The organism is Pseudomonas sp. Tav-5-1A (assembly GCF_055755055.1).
Genome location: NZ_CM146901.1, coordinates 2066984 through 2087937 on the forward strand (window position 1 = coordinate 2066984; position 20954 = coordinate 2087937).

Here is a 20954-nt window from a genome sequence, read left to right on the forward strand (position 1 = left end):
TCTTTGTATCGGGGAAATCTCATGACTGTTACCGTTCAATCCGTTGTCTATCAGATCGATGGCAAGCCATATGAAAGCCGCCTGGTGTATGACGATGCGGTGGTATCCCCGCGTCCGGGCCTGTTGATGGCGCCGAACTGGGTAGGCATCAGCGAAGGCGCCGAGCGCATCGCGCAATCCGTCGCGGCCCAGGGTTATGTGGTACTGCTGGCTGACCTGTACGGCCAGGCCGTGCGCCCGAAAGGCAACGAGGAATGCCTGGCGGCGATGATGCCGCTCAAGACCGACCGCGCCGAACTGCGCAAGCGCATGCAGGTGGCCTTCGAGCAGCTGCAGGGCCAGGCCGTTGCTGCCGTGGACAAGGACCAGCTGGCCACCTTCGGCTTCTGCTTCGGTGGCTGCTGCTCCCTGGAGCTGGCCCGCACCGGCGCGCCGCTGAAGGCTGCCGTGTCGTTCCACGGTACCCTGGACACGCCGAACCCGGCCGATGGCAAGAACATCCTGGGCAAGGTGCTGGTGCTGCACGGCGCCAGCGACCCGCTGGTACCGAAAGAGCAGCTGCCTGCCTTCGAAGAAGAAATGAACGCCGCGGGCGTGGATTGGCAGCTGACCAGCTACGGTGGCGCCTACCACTCGTTCACCGACGTGGAAGCCAACAACCCGGGCGTGCAGATGTACAACAAGGTTGTGGCTGACCGTGCCTTCAAGGCCATGCACAACCTGCTGGAAGAAGTCTTCAAGCCAGCGGTCTGAGTGTGAGGACGCGGCCTGCGGCCGCTGCTACATGACCGTAGCAGCGGCTGCAGGCCGCGTCATCGCGGTAATTCGATCCGTTCGGTTTCGCCCGGCACCGTCGGCCAATCGCCGGCTGCCCATTTTGCCCGTGCCTGGTCGATCAGCGCCACGTCGCTGGCGACGAAGTTCCAGTTCATGCGCCGCGGCCCGTCCAGCGGGGCGCCACCGATCAGCACCAGGTGGCAATCGGTCTGTGCCACCAGCGTCGGCTGCTCGCCGGCTTCCAGCACCAGCAGTGTCAGCGGCTGCACCGCCTCGTCCTCCAGTTCTACCTCACCCTCCAGCACATACAGCGCCCGCTCCTGATGTTCGTCAGGCAGCAGCAGCGTGCTGCCTGCCACCATGTGCACTTCAGCGTACAGCGTAGGAGAAAGCACCGGCACCGGTGCGACCAGGCAGAAACCTTCGCCGGCAATCATCCTGATGTGAACGCCCAGGGCGTCGCTCACGGGCAGTTCTCCCCCGAAGTGATGGCTGTAGTGGCTTTCACCCTGTTCGGCGCTCACAGGCGACGCCAGCCACACCTGCAGGCCATGCAGGCGCGAACCGCGGGCGCGCAGGTCGTCCGGCGTGCGCTCCACGTGGGCGATGGCCTTGCCGGCGGTCATCCAGCTGACCTCGCCGGGCTTCACCCGCTGGTCGCTGCCCAGGCTGTCCTTGTGCACCAGTTCGCCTTCGAACAGGTAGGTCAGGGTCGACAGGCCGATGTGCGGGTGCTGGCGGATGTTAACGCCAGCGCCGGGAGCATAGGTGGTGGCGAGCATGTGGTCGAAAAACACGAAGGGGCCCACCGCGCGGCACTGCCGCGAGGGCAGCGGGCGCAGGATGGGCTGGCCTTCGACGTCTTCGGCGGGTGGGCGAATCACCAGGTGCGGCATGACGGGCTCCGTTACTGGCTGAAGGCGCCTTCGGCCAGGGTGGTGGTGATGGCGATCTCGGTGCTGGTCATCAGCTTGTGTACCGGGCAGCGGTCGGCCACGCGGTGCAGTTCGGCGCGCTGCTCGGCGGTGAGCACGCCCTTGAGGGTCAGCACGACGTTGATTGCATAGTGGCCCTTCAGCTCCTGGCTGTCATCGCGCTGCACGTCCACCGACACGCCGGTCAGCGGGATGCCTTTTTTCTGCGCGTAGTACTTCAGCGTCAGCGCCTTGCAGGCGCCCAGGGCGGCGTCGAAATAGTCGTGGGGGGAGGGCGCCGAATCGTCGCCGCCCAGGGCCTTGGGCAGGTCGGTGAACAGGGCGTGGTCGTCGATCTGCAGGCTGTGGCGGAAGCTGTCGGCGGATTCGGTGTTGAGGGTGATGGGCATGGGGCGGTCCTTGGGCATGATCGCCCTACTGTAGACCGTGTGGCCTGGAAGTGCTGGTACGTTTGTGCTCTGGCGGCGCTCCTGTAATTAAGGGAATGGCTGTGGGAGCTGGCTTGCCAGCGAGCTGTTGAGGCCCGAAAAGCTCGCTGGCAAGCCAGCTCCCACAAGACAATTCAGGGCATAAAAAAAACGGCACCCGAAGGTGCCGTTCTTTTTCAGCAAGGGGGTGAGCCCTTACTTGCCCTGCCAGCGCTTGAGCACCAGCGTTGCGTTGGTGCCACCGAAGCCGAAGCTGTTACTCATGACGGTGTCGATCTTGGCGTTTTCTTGAGTCTCGCGCAGAATCGGCATGTCGGCAACGGCTGGGTCCAGCTCGTCGATGTTGGCGGAACCGGCAATGAAGTTGCCTTCCATCATCAGCATGCAGTAGATCGCTTCGTGAACGCCGGCGGCGCCCAGGGAGTGACCCGACAGGCTCTTGGTGGAGCTGATGGCCGGGGCCTTGTCGCCGAACACTTCGCGCACACCTTTCATTTCCGCGACGTCGCCGACCGGGGTCGAGGTGCCGTGGGTGTTCAGGTAGTCGATCGGGGTGTCGACGGTGGACAGCGCCTGCTGCATGCAGCGGATCGCGCCTTCGCCGCTCGGGGCCACCATGTCGTAGCCGTCGGAAGTAGCGCCGTAGCCGACGATTTCCGCGTAGATCTTGGCGCCACGGGCCAGGGCGTGTTCCAGCTCCTCGACCACTACCATGCCGCCACCGCCGGCGATGACGAAGCCATCACGGTCGTTGTCGTAGGCGCGCGAAGCCTTTTCAGGGGTGTCGTTGCGCTTGCTGGACAGGGCGCCCATGGCGTCGAACAGGAACGACTGGCTCCAGTGCTCTTCTTCACCGCCACCGGCGAAGACGATGTCCTGCTTGCCCATCTGGATCTGTTCCATGGCGGTACCGATGCAGTGGGCACTGGTGGCGCAGGCAGAAGCGATGGAGTAGTTCAGGCCCTTGATCTTGAATGGCGTGGCCAGGCAAGCGGAGACCGTGCTGCTCATGGTGCGGGTCACGCGGTATGGACCAACGCGCTTCACGCCCTTCTCGCGCAGGATGTCCAGCGCTTCCATCTGGTTGAGGGTCGACGCGCCGCCCGAACCTGCGATCAGGCCGGTACGCGGGTTGGAGACCATCTCTTCGGTCAGGCCCGAATCCTTGATCGCGTCGGCCATGGCCAGGTAGGCGTAGGCAGCGGCGTGACCCACGAAACGGAACACCTTGCGGTCGATCAGTTCTTCGAGGTTGAGGTCGATGGAGCCGGAAACCTGGCTGCGCAGACCCATTTCGGCATATTCCGGGTTGAAGCGGATGCCAGGGCGGTTTGCACGCAGGTTTGCGGTGACGGTGTCTTTGTCATTGCCCAAGCAGGAAACAATGCCCAGACCAGTGATAACGACGCGGCGCATGCGGATAACCCTTAGAAATTTTCGGTGGATGTGAACACGCCGACCCGAAGGCCTTCGGCGGTGTAGATCTCTTTGCCGTCAACGCTGACGGAACCGTCGGCGATGGCCAGGTTCAGCTTGCCCTTGAGGACGCGCTTGATCTGGATGTTGTAGGTGACCTTCTTGGCGGTCGGCAGTACCTGGCCGAAGAACTTCACTTCGCCCGAGCCCAGCGCACGGCCGCGGCCCGGCAGGCCTTGCCAGCCGAGGAAGAAACCGACCAGCTGCCACATGGCGTCGAGGCCCAGGCAGCCCGGCATCACCGGGTCACCTTCGAAGTGGCAGGCGAAGAACCACAGGTCCGGGTTGATATCCAGCTCGGCGACCAATTCACCTTTGCCGTACTTGCCACCTTCGCTGCTGATATGGGTAATGCGATCCACCATCAGCATGTTACCGGCGGGCAGTTGCGCGTTACCTGGGCCGAACATCTCGCCGCGGCTGCAGCTCAGTAGTTCTTCCCGAGTAAAGGCGTGTTGTTTGGTCATGCGAGCTCCTCAATAGTCCCGTGTGGCAGTGGGGCAAATTCTCCCGGCCGTGCCAAAGCGAATGCGCCTTTGGCAGGGCAGCCTACACATAGACTATTGCGTTGTAGTGAAAGTCACAGCGCCAGGGACAAAGAAGTACACCTGTGCACTGAAATTTTTTATCCAGGCGGTTCATTTTGCCTGACATAACGTCTAAGACTGCCGCACTTTAGCATTTAGCGCCAGCCCCGGCTGCCCCGGGGGCGCATTTAAGCTGCCAGCCAGCGCCTCAGTACCTGCTCCAGATCGGTACGTTTGAAAGGTTTTGCCAGATAGTCATTCATGCCGGCGGTCAGGCAGGCCTCGCGGTCGCCCAGCAGGGCGTTGGCGGTCAGGGCGATGATGGGCAAGTGCGCGTGCTCGGGCAGTTGGCGGATGCGCCGGGTGGCTTCGTAGCCATCGACGATGGGCAGGCGGCAGTCCATCAGCACCGCATCGAACGGCTGGTGGGTGACCTCGTGGATGGCCTGGGCGCCGTCGCCGACCACGCTCACCACGAAGCCCAGGCTGCGCAGCATGGCCTCGATCACGGTCTGGTTGACCGGGTTGTCTTCCACCAGCAGCACGCGCTTGCCCAGGTTCTGCGCCTCGTCGCCCAGCCGCGCTTCGCGCAGTGGCGTGGCGGCGCGTTGGCTCAGCGCCAGGGGGATTTCCAGGGTGAACAGCGAGCCGCGGCCTTCCTCGCTTTCGGCCAGCAGGGTGCCACCCATGCGCTCGGCCAGGGTGCGCGCGATGGGCAGGCCCAGGCCGGTGCCGCCGTAGCGGCGCGAGATGCTGCTGTCGGCCTGCTGGAAGGCCACGAACATGCTTTCCAGGCGCTCGGCGCTGATGCCGATGCCGGTGTCGCGCACGGTGCAGGTCAGCCAGATCAGCTGGTGGTCGAGCACCTGCCACTGGGCGTCGATGTGCACGCTGCCGACGTCGGTGAACTTGATGGCATTGCCAATCAGGTTCACCAGGATCTGGCGGATGCGCGTGGGGTCGCCCTCCACCTGCAGGGCGTCGAAGCCCTGGGCCAGGCTCAGGTGCAGCGCCAGGCCGCTTTTCTGCGCGGTGTGCTGGAAGGTGTGGGCGCAGCTGGCCACCAGCTCGCCGAGGTTGAAGGGGATGTGCTCCAGTTCCAGTGCGGCGCGTTCGATGCGCGAGAAGTCGAGAATGTCGTTGATCACCTTCAGCAGGTGTTCGGTGGACTGGGTGGCCAGGGCCGCGTACTCGATCTGCTCGTCGGTCATCACCGTGGTTTCCAGCAGCTGCAGCATGCCCAGCACGCCGTTCATGGGCGTGCGCAGCTCATGGCTCATCATGGCCAGGAAGTCGGACTTGGCGCTGTTGGCGCGCTCGGCCTGTTCGCGGGTGCTGATCAGTTGCTCGATGGCCTGCTGCTGTTCGCGCCCGGCCTGGTCCAGGCCCTTGGCGAGGTTGTTGATGTGCTGGGCCAGGTTGCCCAGCTCGGTGTCATCGACAATGGGCAGCGGCGCCTTGAAGTCGCCTTCCTGGATGGCCTTCACCGCCAGGCCCATCTCGCTGATCGGCCGGGCCAGGCTCAGGGCCAGGCGGCGGGCCAGCAGGAAGCTGAACAGCAGGGCCACCAGCGCCAGCACCGCGGCCTTGAGCAGGATCTCCTGCTGGCGCTGGTTGAAGGCGTCGTTGGACATGCCGACGATCACCCGGCCCACGCAGTCGGGTTGGCCCACGCGCAGCAGGTTGCCGTGGTGCAGGTCGCCGGCCAGGGCGGCGCGCTGCAGGCGGATGCTGGCTTGGAACACCTGCACCTTGGCGCTGTGCGCCAGCACGCCGTCGGGCTGCTCGACGTACAGCAGCACATGGTCGTTGCTGTCCTGTACCTCCAGGAAGCGCACGTGGGGGATTTCCAGGGTGGCGCGCAGCAGGCTGTCGAGCACCGTGGTGTTGTGGCTGATCACACCGAACTCGGCGGCCGGCGCCAGCTGGTTGGCGATCAGTTGGCCGGTGCGGGTCATTTCCTCGCGTAGGTCCTGGATGCGCACGAAGGTGAAGAAACCGGTGAGCAGCAGGGTCAGCACCAGGGCGGGGCCCAGGCAGATCACCTGGGTGCGGCTGTGGATGTCCCAGCTGGGACGCCATTTCATCGGGTGCAATCTCGCACGGTGCGGCCTTGGCAAAGTCGAACAGCCGCGCATTTTAACCGCCTTGGGCGACATTTCCAGTCATGTGTACGGCATCGACACGTGCGGCTACGCTTTCGCGCAAGGCTTTGGCCTGCGGGGCTGGCCGCGGCGCGTGCGCTCCGTATAATGCGGGCGTCGCCACTTTTTATGGTTTTGATGGATTGGATATGACTGAACAGCAGCCTGTTGCAGTGCTGGGGGGCGGAAGCTTCGGGACCGCCGTGGCGAACCTGCTGGCCGAGAACGGCCATGCGGTACGCCAGTGGATGCGCGATCCCGAGCAAGCCGAGGCGATCCGCACCCAGCGCGAGAATCCGCGCTACCTCAAGGGCATCAAGATCCACGCCGGCGTCGAGCCGGTTACCGACCTGCTCGCCACCCTGGGTGGCAGTGACCTGATCTTCGTGGCCCTGCCGTCCAGCGCCCTGCGCAGCGTGCTGGCGCCCCATGCGCAGCTGCTGGCCGGGCGCATGCTGGTCAGCCTGACCAAGGGCATCGAGGCCCAGACGTTCAAGCTGATGAGCGAGATCCTTGGCGACATCGCCCCTGACGCGCGCATCGGCGTGCTGTCGGGCCCCAATCTTGCGCGCGAGGTGGCCGAGCACGCCCTGACCGCCACCGTGGTGGCCAGCGAGGACGAGAGCCTCTGCGAACAGGTGCAGGCCGCGCTGCACGGGCCCACGTTCAGGGTCTACGCCAGTGCCGACCGCTTCGGCGTGGAGCTGGGCGGGGCGCTGAAGAACGTCTACGCCATCATCGCCGGCATGGCGGTGGCGCTGGGCATGGGCGAGAACACCAAGAGCATGCTGATTACCCGCGCCCTGGCGGAGATGACCCGCTTCGCCGTGAGCCAGGGCGCCAACCCCATGACCTTCCTGGGCCTGGCCGGGGTGGGCGACCTGATCGTCACCTGCTCCTCGCCCAAGAGCCGCAACTACCAGGTGGGCTTCGCCCTGGGCCAGGGCCTGAGCCTGGACGAGGCGGTCAACCGCCTGGGCGAGGTGGCAGAGGGCGTCAACACCCTCAAGGTGCTCAAGGCCAAGGCCCAGGAGCTGAAGGTGTACATGCCGCTGGTAGCCGGGCTGCACGCCATTCTGTTCGAAGGGCGTACCCTGGCCCAGGTCATCGAACTGTTGATGCGCGCCGAGCCCAAGACCGACGTCGACTTCATTTCCACCAGTGGTTTCAACTGATTTTGCAGGAGCAAGGACATGAGTGATTCGCCTCTCAAGCCCAGCCAGGAATCGATCCTGCTGCGGGTGCTGTGGATGGTGCTGTACGTGCTGGTGTGGCAGGTGGCCCAGTTGCTGCTGGGCGCCGTGGTGCTGATCCAGCTGGTCTACCGGCTGGTGTACGGCTCGCCGAACCTGAGCCTGATGAACTTCGGCGACAGCCTCAGCCAGTTCATGGCGCAGATCGGCCGGTTCGGCAGCTTCCATACCGAACAGAAGCCCTGGCCGTTCGCTGATTGGCCGGCGCCACGCGCACCCGAAGGCGAGGCGCCGCACAGCGTGCCGCCTGCGCCGCACCCGGCCCGCGACGAAGAGCCCAAGCTGTGAAGCTGTGGATCCTGCGCCACGGCGAGGCCCAGGGCCAGGCCGCCCGCGACAGCCTGCGCGAACTCACCGACCACGGCCGCGAAGAAGTGCTGCGCAGTGCCGCACACCTGCTGGGCCAGCCGCTGGCGGCGGTGTACGCCAGCCCCTATGTGCGTGCCCAGCAGACTGCCGCCATCGTCCACGAGGCGCTGGCGCTGGAACAGCCCATCGTCACCGTGCCCTGGCTGACCCCCGAAAGCGACCCCCAGGAGGTCATCGGCCAGCTGGACCGCCTGGGCCTGGACAGCGTGCTGCTGGTCAGCCACCAGCCGCTGGTGGGCGCCCTGGTGGGCCTGCTGGAATACGGCCACCTGCAGCAGCCGCACGGCATGAACACTGCCAGCCTGGCGGTGCTCGAAGGCGACTGGCCGCTGGCCGGGCTGATGAGCGTGCAGGCCGTGCACCACGCCTGAGCCGGCGGCGGAACGGCCAAATGCCAGCCTGCAACGGCGCTGGCGCTTGCACGCCGCGCCGGGGCTGCCAGATAGTGGGGCGGCCGATTGCGGCCGCCTCGCTGTTCCAGCGACGCGCGCAGGTCTTGAATATTCCGGAAAAGGACGAATCCCATGAGCCTATGGCGCACGCAACCCAACCTCGAGCAGTTCAACGAGGCGCAGAAGAACACCATCGGCGAGGTGCTCGACATCCGCTTCGAAGCCGTGGATGACGACTCCCTGACCGCCAGCATGGCGGTCGACCATCGCACCCACCAGCCCTACGGCCTGCTGCACGGCGGTGCCTCGGTGGTGCTGGCGGAAACCCTGGGTTCCATGGCCAGCTACCTGTGCATCGACCCCAGCACCCATTACTGCGTGGGGCTGGAGGTGAACGCCAACCATGTGCGCGGTGTGCGCAGTGGCCGCGTGACCGGCGTGGCACGCCCCGTGCACATCGGCCGCACCACCCACGTGTGGGACATTCGCCTGAGCGACGAGCGCGGCAAGCTCAACTGCATCTCGCGGCTCACCGTGGCGGTGGTGCCGCTGGGCGAGAACCCGCCGGGGCGTTGATCTACGTTCGTCTCGTTGACACCGGTGCCATCGTTTTACTACGATGGCATTCAAGCGCCGATTTAACACAGCTACTTGCGGGGCGCAGGAATACTTCCATCACGGGAGTTTCCGAAATACCGCTAAAACGCTGGTTCGGTGTCGCCTCCCACCGCAGCCCAGCGGGACCTGCGAGGCTTGGAAGACACCACCATGAGTTGCCCCCGTCCAATCGTATGCCTGACGCCACTGCCAGCCAGCAGCGCGCCGCGCAACCCCCGAATCCTGCTGGTCGGCCAGCACCAGCCGACCCTGCTGCGCTACCTCGATGGTTGGCCACGCCGTGCCGGCAAGGCCAGCGCCTTCCTGATCCAGTTCATCGACCCCAGCCAGTCCCTGGCCAACCTCGCCAACAACCGTTTCGACCTGGCTGTGGTGCAGTCGCCGGCGGCCGAGCACGCCGCCGAAGTCATCGGCCACCTGACCCGCGTGGCGCGCCAGGGGCTGGTTACCCTGCGCTGAGACGGTTGGGCGACGCGGCCTGCGGCCGCTGCTACATCGGTGGCGTTCAGGGGTAATCAATCTCGACGATATACACCAGCTGCTCGCCGGTGGGGGTGTGCACCCGCACCTCGGCGTCCAGCGCCTTGCCCAGCAGGGCACGGGCCAGGGGCGAGTCGATGCTGATCAGGTTGAGCTTGAGGTCCAGCTCGTCGGGGCCGACGATGCGGTAGCGTGAGGTGTCGCCCTGTTCGTTTTCCACGGTGACCCAGGCGCCGAAGTACACCTTGTTCGGGTCGCTGGGGCGCTCGCTCACCACCTTCAGGTTTTCCAGGCGCTTGGTCAGGAAGCGCACGCGGCTGTCGATCTCGCGCAGCATCTTCTTGCCATAGGTGTATTCGGCGTTCTCGGAACGGTCGCCCTGGGCCGCGGCCTCGCTGACCGACTGCGTCACCTGGGGCCGGCGCACGTGCCACAACTCATGCAATTCCGCCCGCATGCGTGCCTCACCCTCGGGGGTGATCAGCGCGGTGCCGTGGCTGCGGGGTGGGCGATAGCGACTCATTTAAAGCTCCTTGACTGGTCGGCGCGCAGTCTACCAGCACGGTGGGCGGGGCTTGTGCTTGCGGCTTTGTGGTAATTAAATTAATTTGTGGAATGTAATTCCAATAAATCGATTTGCTGCGCGAGGTCATAACAATGAGAAAGCACCTGGTGGACATTGAGGAAGGCGAGAGCTTCGACATCGTCGTGGTGGGGGCGGGTGGCGCCGGCATGTCGGCGGCGCTGTTCGGTGCCATCGAGGGGGCCAAGGTGCTGCTGGTGGAGCGCAGCGAGTACGTGGGCGGCACCACGGCGTTTTCCGCCGGCACCACCTGGGTTCCCAACAGCCACCACGCCGCCTCGGTGGGCGTGCACGACGACAGCCTGGAGAAAGCCAGCGGCTACCTGGACCTGGCAGTGGGCGCGCGTTCCAATCCGGTGTTGCGCCGGGCGTTCCTGGCCAACGGCCCGCGCGCGGTGGCGAAAATCGAAGCCGGTTCGGCGGTGCGCTATCGCGCCCGGCCGTTCCACCCTGACTACATTTCCGACCTCGCCGGCTCTACGTTGAAGGGCCGGGCGCTGGAACCCCTGGCGTTCGACGGGCGCAAATTGGGCGAACGCTTCCGCCTGGTGCGCCCGCCGATCCCCGAGTTCACCGTGCTGGGCGGCATGATGGTGGACCGTGACGACGTGGGCCACCTGCTCAACCTGAGCCGCTCGCTGGCCTCGTTCAAGCACAGCGCCAAGCTGTTGCTGCGCCAGGCCATGGACCGCCTCAAGCACCCGCGCGGCACGCGCCTGGTAATGGGCAACGCGCTGGTGGCCAGCCTGTTGTATTCCCTGGACGAGAAAGGCGTGCCGGTGCTCACCGACTGCCAGATGGACCGCATCGTCAAGGGCGCCGATGGCGTCGAGGCCATTGAACTGTCGCAGCGCGGGGTGAAGCGCCGGGTGCAGGTGCGCGGTGGGGTGATACTGGCCACGGGCGGCTTCAATCGCCACCCGGAGCGGCGCAAGACGCTGCTGCCGGGCATCGACGCCCGCTGGTGCCCGGGCGCGCCGGGGCACACCGGCCAGGCCCATGACGTGGTGCAGGAGGCGGGCGGCCGTTACGGCGAGCCGGGGCTGAGCCATGCCTTCTGGGCACCGGTGTCGATCCGCCAGCGCGCCGATGGCAGCCAGGCGGTGTTCCCGCACTTCATCCTCGACCGCGGCAAGCCGGGCATGCTCACGGTCAACCAGCAGGGGCGGCGTTTCCTCAACGAGTCGACGTCCTATCACCTGTTCGGCATCGGCCTGCAGGACGCCGGGGTGGCGCCGGGTTACCTGATCACCGACGCCGAGGGGCTGCGCAAGTACGGCCTGGGTATGGTGCGGCCCGGTGGCAAGGGGCTGCAGCCGTTCCTGGATGATGGCTACCTGACCCAGGGCGCCAGCCTGGCAGAGCTGGCACGGCAGCTGGACATCGATGGCCAGGGCCTGCAGGACAGCGTCAAGCGCATGAACGAGTACGCGGTGACGGGTGTAGACCTGGACTACCAGCGTGGTACCACGGACTACCAGCGCGCTAATGGCGATGCGAGCAATGCACCGAACCCGAACCTGGGGCGCATCGGCACCGCGCCGTTCTACGCCGTGCGCCTGTACCCAGGCGACATCGGCGCCGCCACCGGGTTTGCCACCGATGCCCAGGCGTGCGTGCTGAACAGCCATGACCAGGCCATCGGTGGCCTGTACGCGGTGGGCAATGACATGCATTCGGTGATGGGCGGCACGTACCCCGGGCCGGGCATTACCCTGGGGCCGGGGCTGACGTTTGCCCTGCTGGCGGCCGAGCATGCGGCCGCGCGGGCCAAGGGGCAGGCCAGCCAACAGCGCCGCGCTGCAGAGCCTGCCGCTGCCCTGTAGCAGCGGCCGCAGGCCGCGTCCTGCCCCGCGCGGTGCCTGGGACGCAGCCTACGGCCGCTTGTGTCTTTCAGAAGGAATAGAATCGAATGAGAGCGGTGAATGGCAGGTTGTTCGGCCGGAGTGCTCCCAAGCACGGGTAGCAGCAGAAACGCCATTCACCTCTCCACTCTGGCTTTAAGCCCGAACAGTTGAACGAGCAGACCTCGAACATCACAAGCGTGGGCTCCGCCAGAACGCACTCATCCTTGAGTGTAAGAGGTTTTTGCCATGATTTCCTGGATCGGTATCGATGTCAGCAAAGCGTCTCTGGCAGTTTGGATTCATCCGCAAGACATCAGTTTCAGTGTTCCCAATGACTCAAATGGTGACGCCCAACTTATCGAAAAGTTGGGCGGTTACGAGGTGCGCAAGGTCTTGCTCGAGGCGACCGGTGGTTATGAGCGCGGGGTTCTGACGGCGCTGGTTGATTTTAGCGTCGTTCGGGTCAATCCACGTCGGGCCAGGGCGTTCGCCGAGGCGATTGGCAAGCATGCCAAGACCGACCCTATCGATGCCCATGTTCTGGCCCAGTTGCGCCGCGCTCTCCGTAGATTTCTCGCTTGCCTTCAGACGGGTCTTGTACATGACGTGCTGGATCGTGCTGCGTTATGACGCGTCCTTCAAGGCGCGCTACGAAGGGTTGCGAGCGAAGGGCAAGTGCGGCAAAGCGGCGCTCGTGGCTTGCATGAGGGTACTGCTTGTTCGGCTCAATGCCATGCTGCGCGATGGGACGCAATGGCAGGCACAGTAGGCTTGCGCCGTAGCAGCTGCCGCCAGGCTGCGTCCGGTCTCTGCGCGGTCTGACCGCCAATGCGCGGCGCCTGCGGACGCGGCCTACGGCCGCTGCTACGGGGCCCCGTGTACCTCGTCTATCGCGTCGCCTGCATCGCGGCCAAGGCCGGCTCCTACCACAGATGGCGTAGGAGCCGACTTTAGTCGCGATGCAGGCAACGCAGATTCAAGACAGTTGCTGCTACGGGGGCGTGATCAAGGTTGCCTGGGCCGCCTGCAAGGCGGCCTTTGCCCACGCGTGTACGCCCATCTGTGCGACGCGCCGGTCATTGGGGATTTCAACGCTGACCGGCAACTGCGCCGGCAGCTGTTGCCAGATGGCCTTCAAGTCGATACCGCCTTCACCAGGCAGCAGCCGCTCGCAGCGCGCGGCGTGGATCAGCGCCTCGGTGGTGCTGGGGCGCTCGGCCGGGCCGTCGCAGATTTGCGCGTAGTGCAGCCATTGAGCGGGGATGCTGGCCAGCTGATCGAGGCGGCTGGCGGAGCGGTCGAAGTGCAGGCTGTCCACCAGGATGCCGGCGTTGGCGCGGTCGGCCTGGTTGACGATCTGCAACGCGGTGTCCAGGTCGGGCACCGCGGTCCAGGGCATGAACTCCAGGTCTGCGGTCAGGCCGTAGGGCTGCATGGCGTCGCACAGCCGTGCGTAGTTGGTCATCAACCGCGCCGGTTCCGGGTCGTCGCCCGCCACCAGCACCGCCTTGGCGCCCAGCCGCGCGCCCACCTCGAAGAATGCCTCGAAGGTGGCCGGGTCGAAGTCGGCGTTCAGGCGGATCAGCTCCAGGTCAAACACGCTGACGCCGGTATCGGCCATGCGCGCCAGGGTTTCACGCAACAGCGCAGGGTCATCCATCAACGCGTAGGCCACGGCCCCCGGCGCCACCGGCAGCAGGCGCAAGCCGGCGTGGTCATAGCCGGCGCTGGCGGCGAGGTCGATCATCTGCGGCGGGTTGCAGTGCAGGGCGGTCAGTTGGGCAAGGGCAAAGGCAGGCCGCATGGCGTTCTCCTGTAGGCGAAGAAAAAAGCGCACCCGAAGGTGCGCAAGGTAGGTATCAGGCCGACGCCGCCAGGGTGGGCTGGCGTCGCTGGTGACGGTATTTGATGGTCAGCGCCACGATGCCCAGGGCAGCGGGTACGGTGAGGAACAGGAACACCTGGTTGAAGTGCCAGTCGGCCGCCAGCATCAGCGCGCCCACGCCAGCGCCGCTGATGGCGCCGAAACGGCCCATGCCAGTGGCCCAGCTGACGCCGGTGGCGCGAATCTGCGTGGGGTAGAACTGGGTGGCGAGGGCGTAGCTGCCGGTGTTGACGCCGTTGATGAAGTAGCCCAGCAGCACGATCAGCGGGCACAGCACCTGAATGGTCGGCTGCTGCAGGGCAATCAGCACCGCGCTGATACCGCCGCCCAGCAGGGTCAGGGCCACCACCTTGTGGTGGTCGAAGCGGTCCATTTTCATGCCAATGGTGAAGTTGCCCAGCACGCCACCGGCTTGCAGCAGCGAGCCGATCAGCGCCGCCTGGGACAGGCTCAGGCCGGCGTCGCGGCTGATCAGCGGCAGCCAGCTGGACAGCAGGTACATGGTCAGCAGCCCCATGAACAGCGTCACCCAGATCATGCAGGTGCCCAGCCGGTAGCGCGGTGCGAACAGTGCGCCCACCGAACCCTTGTCCTGGACCTTTTCTTCCGAGCTGTAGAACAGCGTGTCAGCGTTGGCCAGGCCTGGCGCCACCTTGGCCACGGCCTGCAGCAGGCGCTGCTTGAGCTCGGGGCGGTGCACCAGGAAGTTGATCGACTCAGGCAGGCAGGCCAGCAACAGCAGGGCGAAGGCGATGGGCAGCACGCCACCGGCGACCATCACCGAGGGCCAGCCGAAGTGTTCGATCAGCGCCTCGCTGCCGATGCCGCCCAGGGTGGCGCCGATGGTGAAGCCGCAGTAGATGCCGGTGACCATGTGCGAGCGGCTGCGCTTGGGCCCGTACTCGGCCACCAGGGTGGCGGTGTTGGGCATGGAGGCGCCCAGGCCCAGGCCGGTGAGGAAGCGCAGCAGGGTGAGGCTGGTGATGTCGGTGGCGAACGCCGAGGCCAGGCTCCACACGCCGAAGAAGAACACCGACCCGATGATGACCTTGCGCCGCCCCAGGCGGTCGGCCATGGGCCCGGCGACCATGGCGCCGATGGCCAGGCCCAGCAGGCTGCTCATCATCACCGGGCCCAGGTCGTGGCGGGCGATGCCCCAGTCATCCACCAGCGCCGGGGCGACGAAGCCGATGGCGGTGGTGTCGAAGCCATCGAAGGCCAGCACGATGAAACCCAGCAACACCACCAGCCACTGACGCGCGCCCATGGGGCGGGCGTCGAGGAAGGTGCTGACATCCACGCGAGCGGAATGAGGCATGACGATACTCCCGATTTTTTTATTGTTGGGTGAGGCTCGGGAGTGAAAATAGCAGTATTGGAATGCAATTCCAAATATTAATTAGATGTCATTTGTCTGTTTGTCATGTCGCGGTCATGGTGGAAAACTTCGGCACGCTGCCCAGCTCGGTCTGCGCCAGGTCCTTGGCCGCCGCCAGCAGTGCTGGCACCAGCGCCTGCATGCGCTCGGCGCTCAGGCGCACGCTGGGGCCGGCGATGCTGATCACGCCTGAAGGCGTGCTCTGGCCGGGGTGGTACAGGGCGGTGGCAATGGCGGCGGCGCCGGCTTCGAAGCTCTCGTTGACGCAGGCGTAGCCGTCGGCGCGGGCCTGGTGCAGGTTGTTCAGCAGGGCCTCGACGGTGGTCGGTGCGTTGGGGCCGTATTCGCCCGGCTTCGGCAGGCCTTGGCGGTACACCAGTTCCAGCGCTTGCTCGTCGCTCAGGCAGCTCAGCCATGCCAGCCCCGAAGCGGTGCAGCCCAGCTTGGCTTCGGCGCCGGCGTCCGGGTCGTAGCGCAGGCCGCTGCGGGTGCCCTGGGCCTTGGCCACCCACACCAGGTGTTCGCCGTCGACGATGCCCAGGCGCACCAGCTCGCCGGATTCGCCGGCCAGCCGCTCGAGAATCGGCCGTGCAAGGTCCACCACGCTGGCATGGGCCAGGTGCTTGAGGGCCAGGGAGATGACCTTCAGCGCCAGAATGTAGTTGCCGTGTTGCGGGTCCTGGCGCACATAGCCTTGCTCCACCAGGCAGGTAAGCATGCGGTGCGTGGCGCTGGGGGCGATGCCCAGGCCTTCGGAGATCTGTTGCAGGGGCAGGCCGGCGGCTTTGCCGGCCAGCAGTTCCAGCGCGCAGAGGCCGCGCTCCAGTGCGTTGCTCATGAGGTATCCCGGGAATGGCATTGAGGGTTGGAATGTCATTCTGCCTGCTTGCCGGGGTTATCGCTACAGCGTCGCCGGCGCCATGGTTCGGCCCTCAGTGGCGGCCCGTTGCGCGGCCTGCACCAGGGCCAGGGTGCGCGCGGCGTCGGCGGCCGTGACCAGTGGCGCGCAGGCGCGGCGGGCTACCTGTACCAGGTGGCGCAGCTGGTTGTGCATGGCCAGGCTGTTGTCGGCCTGCTCTTGCCGGCACAGCAACGGCGAGTGCCAGCCCCGGGTGTCGCCGTACTGCCACAGTTTGAGTTGCGGCAGGCTCAGCGAGCCTTCGGTGCCGGCCAGCAGCAGGCAGGGCTGCTCGGGTTGCTGGGCGAACACCGCCGGGTTCTCACCGGCGTTCTGGTCCCAGCCCCAGGGCGCTGCGGTGGCGTCGGAGCCGGTGAGGGTGCCCAGCGCGCCGTTGGCGAACTGCAGCAGCAGCGCCGCGCTGTCTTCCACCGGCAGGTCGCGGGCCAGGTGGCTGGTGATGGCCTGCACCTCGCTGACCTCGCCGCACAGGTAGCGCATCAGGTCGAGGTCGTGGATCAGGTTGATCAGCAGCACCCCGGCGCCGGGCTCGCGGCGCCAGCCGACGTCGAAGTAGGCGTCGTCCTTGCGCGTCTGCCACAGCCCGGTCACCGTGGTCAGCCGCCCCAGCGCGCCGGCTTCGATGATCTGCCGGGCACGGCTGATAATCGGGTTGTGACGGCGGTGATGGCCGATCAGCAGCGGCACGCCGGTGCGCCGCTCGGCGGCGACCAGCAGCCGCGCCTGTTCCAGGGAACAGGCCACCGGCTTCTCCAGCAGCGTGGCGACGCCGGCGTCCAGGCAGTCGATGGCCGTGGGCACGTGCAGGTCGTTGGGGTTGGCGATGATCACCGCATCGGGCCGGACGCTGTCGAGCAGCGCCTGGTGGTGGGGGTAGCTGGGCACGTCGAAGTCATCGGCCAGCTGGCGGGTGAACGGGTCGGCGACCGCCACCAGTTGGGTCTCGGGCAATTGCTGCAGGTAGTGGGCGTGTTGACGGCCCATGGCGCCGGCGCCGATGAGGGCGACCCGGAGGGGAGTTGGCATGCGTGTGTTCCTGATTGTTGTTTTTGGCTGCAGGATAGTTTCTGGAATCTAGTTCCAAAAAACCATCCATGCAACCTTGCACACGCAATCAGCTGTCGCGCAGCACCGCCAGCGGGCTGGCGTTCAAGGCGCGGCGGGTGCCGAACACGCCGGCGCCGCCGATCAACAGGGCGCCCACCAACGGCAGCACCAGCAGCCAGGGGTGCAGGTGCCACTCCAGGTTGAATGCCAGGCGGTACAGCGCCAGGCTGATCAGCTCGGTGCCCAGGGCGGCCAGCAGGCCACTGGCAGCGCCGAGCAGGCCGAACTCGATGCGCCGCGCCTTGACCAGCAGCCGGCGTTCGGCGCCCAGGGCGCGAAGCAGGGCGCCTTGACGAATGCGTTCGTCCAGCGTGGCCTGCAGGCCGGAGAACAGCACCGCCATGCCCGCCGCCAGCACGAACAGCAGCACGTACTCCACCGCCAGGGTCACCTGGGCGAGGATGCTGCGCAGCTGCTCCAGCAGCGCTTCCACCTGCAGCAAGGTCACCGCCGGGAACGCCCGCGCCAGCTCCACCACTTGCTGGTCGTGGCCGGGGGCCAGGTAGAAGCTGGTGAGGTAGGTGGTGGGCAGGTCGGTGAGGGTGCCGGGCTGGAAGATCATGTAGAAGTTGGGCTGGAAGCTGTCCCAGTGCACCTCGCGCAGGCTGGTAACCCGGGCCTGGCGCTCGCTGCCGCCGATGTTGAAGGTCAGGGTGTCGCCCAGCTTCAGCTTGAGGCTGTCGGCCAGCTTGGCTTCCACCGAGACGCCGGGGTGCTCGGTGTCGGGCACCGGGCCCCACCATTGGCCGGCGGTGAGGCTGTTGCCGGTGGGCACCTCCGCCGACCAGGTCAGGCTCAGGTCGCGCTCGGTGGCCTGGTCGCCGCGCGAATCGCGGGTCACCAACTGGCGCACCGGCTCGCCGTTGACCGCGGTCAGGCGCCCGGGGATGACCGGGAACAGCGGCGCCGACCTGGCCGAGTAGCTGGCCAGGCGCTGGGCGAAGTTGTCCTTGTCGCTGGGCAGGATATTCAGGGCGAAAAAGTTGGGCGCGTTTTTCGGCAGCTGGTTCTGCCAGGTGTCCAGCAGTTCGCCGCGTAGCAGGGCGATCAGCGCCATGGACAGCAGGATCAGGCCGAAGGCCAGGGACTGCCCGGCAGCGGCCAGTGGGTGGCGCAGCAGTTGGCCAAGGCCCAGGCGCCACGGCAGCGGCGCGCCTGCCAGCAGGCGCCGCAGGCTTTGCAGCGCCAGCAGCAGCACGCCGCCCAGCACCAGCGCCGCCAGCAGGCCGCCGGCGAGCAGGGTGAAGGTCAGCAGCAGGTCCAGGCTCAGGCGCCACATGATCAGGCCCAGCGCCAGGATGGCCAGGCCGTACACCAGCCAGGTGCTGGCAGGCACCGGCAGCAGGTCGCGGCGCAACACTCGCAGGGGCGGCACGCGGCCCAGCGCCGCCAGTGGCGGCAGGGCGAAACCGGCCAGCGCCACCAGCCCGGTGCCGATGCCGGCCAGGGCGGGCAGGGCACCGCCGCTGGGGATGGCGCTGGGCAGCAGGCCCTGCAGCAGCTTGAACAGGCCCAGCTGGGCCAACCAGCCCAGCAGTGCGCCGCTGATGCAGGCCAGCAGGCCCAGCACGGTGAGTTGAATGCAGAACGACAGCAGCACTTCGCGCCGCGACAGGCCCAGGCAGCGCAGCAGGGCGCTGGCGTCGAAGCGGCGGCTGGCGAAGCGGCTGGCCGACAGCGCTACGGCCACCCCGGAGAGCAGCACCGCCACCAGGCTGGCCATGTTCAGGTAGCGCTCGGCCTTGCTCAGGGCACTGCCGATCTGCTGGTTGCCGTCGCGGGCATCCTGGATGCGCTGGTTGGGCGCCAGGCCTGCGTGCACGGTCTGCGCGTAGGCGGCCAGGGCGATGGGCTTGCCGCGCCACAGGTCACGGAAGGTCACCCGGCTGCCGGGTTGGATCACCCCGGTGGCGGCCAGGTCAGCCTCGTTGATCATCACCCGTGGGGTCAGGCTGTAGAAGTTGCCGGCGCGATCGGGTTCGTAGGTCAGCACTCGTGCCAGGCGCAGGGTCTTGTTGCCGACGTCGATGCTGTCGCCGATCTTCAGGTTCAGCGCCGCCAGCAGCCGTGACTCCACCCAGGCCTCGCCCGGGCCCGGCCGGCCGCCCGCGCTTTCCTCGCCGTAGGGCTGGGCGGCGCTTTTCAGCTCACCGCGCAGCGGGTAGTTGTCGTCCACCGCCTTGATGCTCGACAGCTGGATGCCGTTGTCGGTGGCCACCACGCTGGCGAACTCCACCACCCGCGCATGCTCCAGCCCCTGCTCGCGGCCCAGGCGAAGCTGCTCGGGGCGTGGCGGCGTGGTGCCTTGCAGCACCAGGTCGGCGCCCAGGAACTCGGTGGCGCGCAGCAGCATGGCGGCGTTCAGGCGCGCGCCGAAATAGCCGATGGCGGTGCTGGCGGCCACGGCCACCAGCAGGGCAAAGAACAGCACCCGCAATTCACCGGCGCGGGCATCGCGCAGCAGTTGGCGAACGGACAGGGTGAGCAGGCGCGTGAGTGGCAATCCAGCCATCGGGTCAAGGCTCCAGGGGGCCGACCAGGCGGCCGGCATCAAGACGGATCAGGCGCCGGCAGCGGTGCGCCAGGCGTTCGTCGTGGGTGACCAGCACCAGGGTGGTGCCGCGTTCCTTGTTCAGTTCGAACAGCAGGTCGCTGATGCGCTCGCCGGTGTGGCTGTCGAGGTTGCCGGTGGGTTCGTCGGCGAACAGCACGTCGGGCTCGGCGGCAAACGCGCGGGCGATGGCCACGCGTTGCTGCTCGCCGCCGGACAACTGCCGCGGCGAATGGCTCAGGCGCTGGCCCAGGCCCACCCGCTCCAGCAGGCCGCGGGCGGTGTCGCGGGCGTCGTGGCGGCCATCGAGTTCCAGCGGCAGCATCACGTTTTCCAGGGCGTTGAGGCTGTCCAGCAGTTGGAACGACTGGAACACGAAGCCCACGTGCTCGGCGCGCACCCGCGCGCGCTGGTCTTCGTCCAGCTGGCTGAGGTCGCGGCCGGCCAGGGTAACGTTGCCGGCGCTGGGCAGGTCGAGGCCGGCGAGCAGGCCCAGCAAGGTCGACTTGCCCGAGCCCGAGGCGCCGACGATGGCCAGGCTGTCGCCCTTGTGCAAATCCAGTGACAGTTCGTGCAGGATGGTCAGGTCGCCTTCCGCGCTGGGAACCACTTTGCTAAGGTTCTGAGCTTTGAGGATGCTGATGCCCATGGAGAATCCGATGCGAATGTTGTGGTTGAGTGCTGGCCTGGCGCTGATGGTGCTGGCGCAGAACGCAGCGGCGGGTACCGTGCTGGTCGTGGGCGATAGTATCAGCGCCGGTTTGGGCCTGGATACCAGCAAAGGGTGGGTGTCCTTGTTGCGACAACGGCTTGAGCACGAGGGTTTCAAGGATGAGGTGGTGAATGCCTCCATCTCTGGCGACACCTCGGCGGGCGGCCAGGCGCGGCTGCCGGCGCTGCTGGCGGCGCACAAGCCACAGGTGGTGATTCTGGAATTGGGCGGCAACGATGGCCTGCAGGGGCACCCGCCGGCGCAATTGCAACAAAACCTGTCAGCAATGATCGATGGCGCCCGCGCCGCCGGTGCCAAGGTGCTGTTGCTGGGCATGCAATTGCCGCCCAACTACGGCGTGCGCTACACCACTGCCTTCGCCCGGGTGTATGGCGACCTGGCCACGCAGAAGCAGGTGGCGTTGGTGCCGTTTTTCCTCGAAGGGGTGGGTGGGGTGCCGGCGCTGATGCAGGCCGATGGCATCCATCCGGCGGTGAATGCCCAGGGCAAGTTGCTGGAAAATGTCTGGCCGCAGCTAAAACCGCTGCTTTGACGCTTTTCTAGCAACCGCGT

20 protein-coding genes and 1 pseudogene are annotated in these 20954 nt (G+C 66.5%); 9 read left to right on the top strand and 12 right to left on the bottom strand.

What is annotated here, in order from left to right; genetic code table 11:
- Nucleotides 1-21: 21 nt before the first annotated feature.
- On the top strand, nt 22-753 hold the full coding sequence (locus AC0J42_RS09385; RefSeq protein WP_416423282.1) for a dienelactone hydrolase family protein: 732 nt from the start codon (nt 22-24) through the stop codon (nt 751-753).
- Nucleotides 754-812: 59 nt separating this feature from the next.
- Here AC0J42_RS09385 and AC0J42_RS09390 read toward each other — a convergent pair whose 3' ends face one another.
- The 5 genes from AC0J42_RS09390 to AC0J42_RS09410 all read right to left on the bottom strand — a co-directional run bounded on the left by AC0J42_RS09390 (nt 813) and on the right by AC0J42_RS09410 (nt 6230).
- Nucleotides 813-1673, bottom strand: coding sequence for a pirin family protein (locus AC0J42_RS09390; RefSeq protein ID WP_473005939.1), 861 nt, complete (start codon nt 1671-1673; stop codon nt 813-815).
- A gap of 11 nt (nt 1674-1684) precedes the next feature.
- On the bottom strand, nt 1685-2101 hold the full coding sequence (locus tag AC0J42_RS09395) for an OsmC family protein (protein WP_473005940.1): 417 nt from the start codon (nt 2099-2101) through the stop codon (nt 1685-1687).
- Nucleotides 2102-2335: 234 nt separating this feature from the next.
- Nucleotides 2336-3556, bottom strand: a complete 1221-nt coding sequence (gene fabB, locus AC0J42_RS09400) for a beta-ketoacyl-ACP synthase I (protein WP_416423285.1) — start codon at nt 3554-3556, stop codon at nt 2336-2338.
- 11 nt (nt 3557-3567) lie between these two features.
- Nucleotides 3568-4083 (bottom strand): 3-hydroxyacyl-[acyl-carrier-protein] dehydratase FabA, encoded by a 516-nt coding sequence (fabA, locus tag AC0J42_RS09405; protein ID WP_416423286.1) that lies wholly within the window; start codon nt 4081-4083, stop codon nt 3568-3570.
- Between the two features lie 248 nt (nt 4084-4331).
- On the bottom strand, nt 4332-6230 hold the full coding sequence (locus tag AC0J42_RS09410) for a response regulator (protein WP_416423287.1): 1899 nt from the start codon (nt 6228-6230) through the stop codon (nt 4332-4334).
- A gap of 206 nt (nt 6231-6436) precedes the next feature.
- Between AC0J42_RS09410 and AC0J42_RS09415 the strand changes: the two genes are divergently transcribed.
- From AC0J42_RS09415 to AC0J42_RS09435, 5 genes are all read left to right on the top strand, one after another.
- Nucleotides 6437-7462 (top strand): NAD(P)H-dependent glycerol-3-phosphate dehydrogenase, encoded by a 1026-nt coding sequence (locus AC0J42_RS09415; RefSeq protein WP_473005943.1) that lies wholly within the window; start codon nt 6437-6439, stop codon nt 7460-7462.
- A gap of 18 nt (nt 7463-7480) precedes the next feature.
- A complete protein-coding gene (locus AC0J42_RS09420) occupies nt 7481-7828 on the top strand; it encodes a DUF4389 domain-containing protein (protein WP_416423289.1) in 348 nt (115 codons plus the stop codon).
- Nucleotides 7825-8280: a phosphohistidine phosphatase SixA gene (sixA, locus tag AC0J42_RS09425; RefSeq protein WP_473005944.1), complete on the top strand. Its 456-nt coding sequence runs from the start codon at nt 7825-7827 to the stop codon at nt 8278-8280. The genes AC0J42_RS09420 and sixA overlap by 4 nt, the downstream gene beginning before the upstream one ends.
- Nucleotides 8281-8433: 153 nt before the next feature.
- Nucleotides 8434-8877, top strand: coding sequence for a hotdog fold thioesterase (locus AC0J42_RS09430; protein WP_473005946.1), 444 nt, complete (start codon nt 8434-8436; stop codon nt 8875-8877).
- A 192-nt stretch (nt 8878-9069) separates the two neighbouring features.
- The gene (locus AC0J42_RS09435) at nt 9070-9378 is read left to right on the top strand and encodes a hypothetical protein (protein WP_416423292.1); all 309 of its coding nucleotides are present in this window, start codon (nt 9070-9072) and stop codon (nt 9376-9378) included.
- A 46-nt stretch (nt 9379-9424) separates the two neighbouring features.
- Here the strand turns inward: AC0J42_RS09435 and greB are convergent, their stop codons facing one another.
- The gene (greB, locus tag AC0J42_RS09440) at nt 9425-9922 is read right to left on the bottom strand and encodes a transcription elongation factor GreB (protein WP_416423294.1); all 498 of its coding nucleotides are present in this window, start codon (nt 9920-9922) and stop codon (nt 9425-9427) included.
- 134 nt (nt 9923-10056) lie between these two features.
- On the opposite strand from greB, the gene AC0J42_RS09445 reads away from it, so the two are divergent.
- On the top strand, nt 10057-11808 hold the full coding sequence (locus AC0J42_RS09445; protein ID WP_473005947.1) for an FAD-dependent oxidoreductase: 1752 nt from the start codon (nt 10057-10059) through the stop codon (nt 11806-11808).
- 267 nt (nt 11809-12075) lie between these two features.
- Nucleotides 12076-12598, top strand: a pseudogene (locus tag AC0J42_RS09450) (IS110 family transposase).
- 222 nt (nt 12599-12820) lie between these two features.
- Here AC0J42_RS09450 and AC0J42_RS09455 read toward each other — a convergent pair.
- The 6 genes from AC0J42_RS09455 to AC0J42_RS09480 all read right to left on the bottom strand — a co-directional run bounded on the left by AC0J42_RS09455 (nt 12821) and on the right by AC0J42_RS09480 (nt 20318).
- Nucleotides 12821-13633, bottom strand: coding sequence for a sugar phosphate isomerase/epimerase family protein (locus tag AC0J42_RS09455; protein ID WP_473005949.1), 813 nt, complete (start codon nt 13631-13633; stop codon nt 12821-12823).
- A 55-nt stretch (nt 13634-13688) separates the two neighbouring features.
- Entirely contained in the window at nt 13689-15032 is a 1344-nt protein-coding gene (locus tag AC0J42_RS09460) for an MFS transporter (protein WP_473005951.1), read from the bottom strand.
- Between the two features lie 103 nt (nt 15033-15135).
- The gene (locus tag AC0J42_RS09465) at nt 15136-15930 is read right to left on the bottom strand and encodes an IclR family transcriptional regulator (protein WP_416423299.1); all 795 of its coding nucleotides are present in this window, start codon (nt 15928-15930) and stop codon (nt 15136-15138) included.
- 63 nt (nt 15931-15993) lie between these two features.
- Nucleotides 15994-17037, bottom strand: coding sequence for a Gfo/Idh/MocA family protein (locus AC0J42_RS09470; protein WP_473005952.1), 1044 nt, complete (start codon nt 17035-17037; stop codon nt 15994-15996).
- 88 nt (nt 17038-17125) lie between these two features.
- A complete protein-coding gene (locus AC0J42_RS09475) occupies nt 17126-19630 on the bottom strand; it encodes an ABC transporter permease (protein ID WP_473005953.1) in 2505 nt (834 codons plus the stop codon).
- 4 nt (nt 19631-19634) lie between these two features.
- Nucleotides 19635-20318 (bottom strand): ABC transporter ATP-binding protein, encoded by a 684-nt coding sequence (locus tag AC0J42_RS09480; RefSeq protein WP_473005954.1) that lies wholly within the window; start codon nt 20316-20318, stop codon nt 19635-19637.
- 10 nt (nt 20319-20328) lie between these two features.
- On the opposite strand from AC0J42_RS09480, the gene AC0J42_RS09485 reads away from it, so the two are divergent.
- The gene (locus AC0J42_RS09485; protein ID WP_416423303.1) at nt 20329-20934 is read left to right on the top strand and encodes an arylesterase; all 606 of its coding nucleotides are present in this window, start codon (nt 20329-20331) and stop codon (nt 20932-20934) included.
- Nucleotides 20935-20954: the final 20 nt, after the last annotated feature.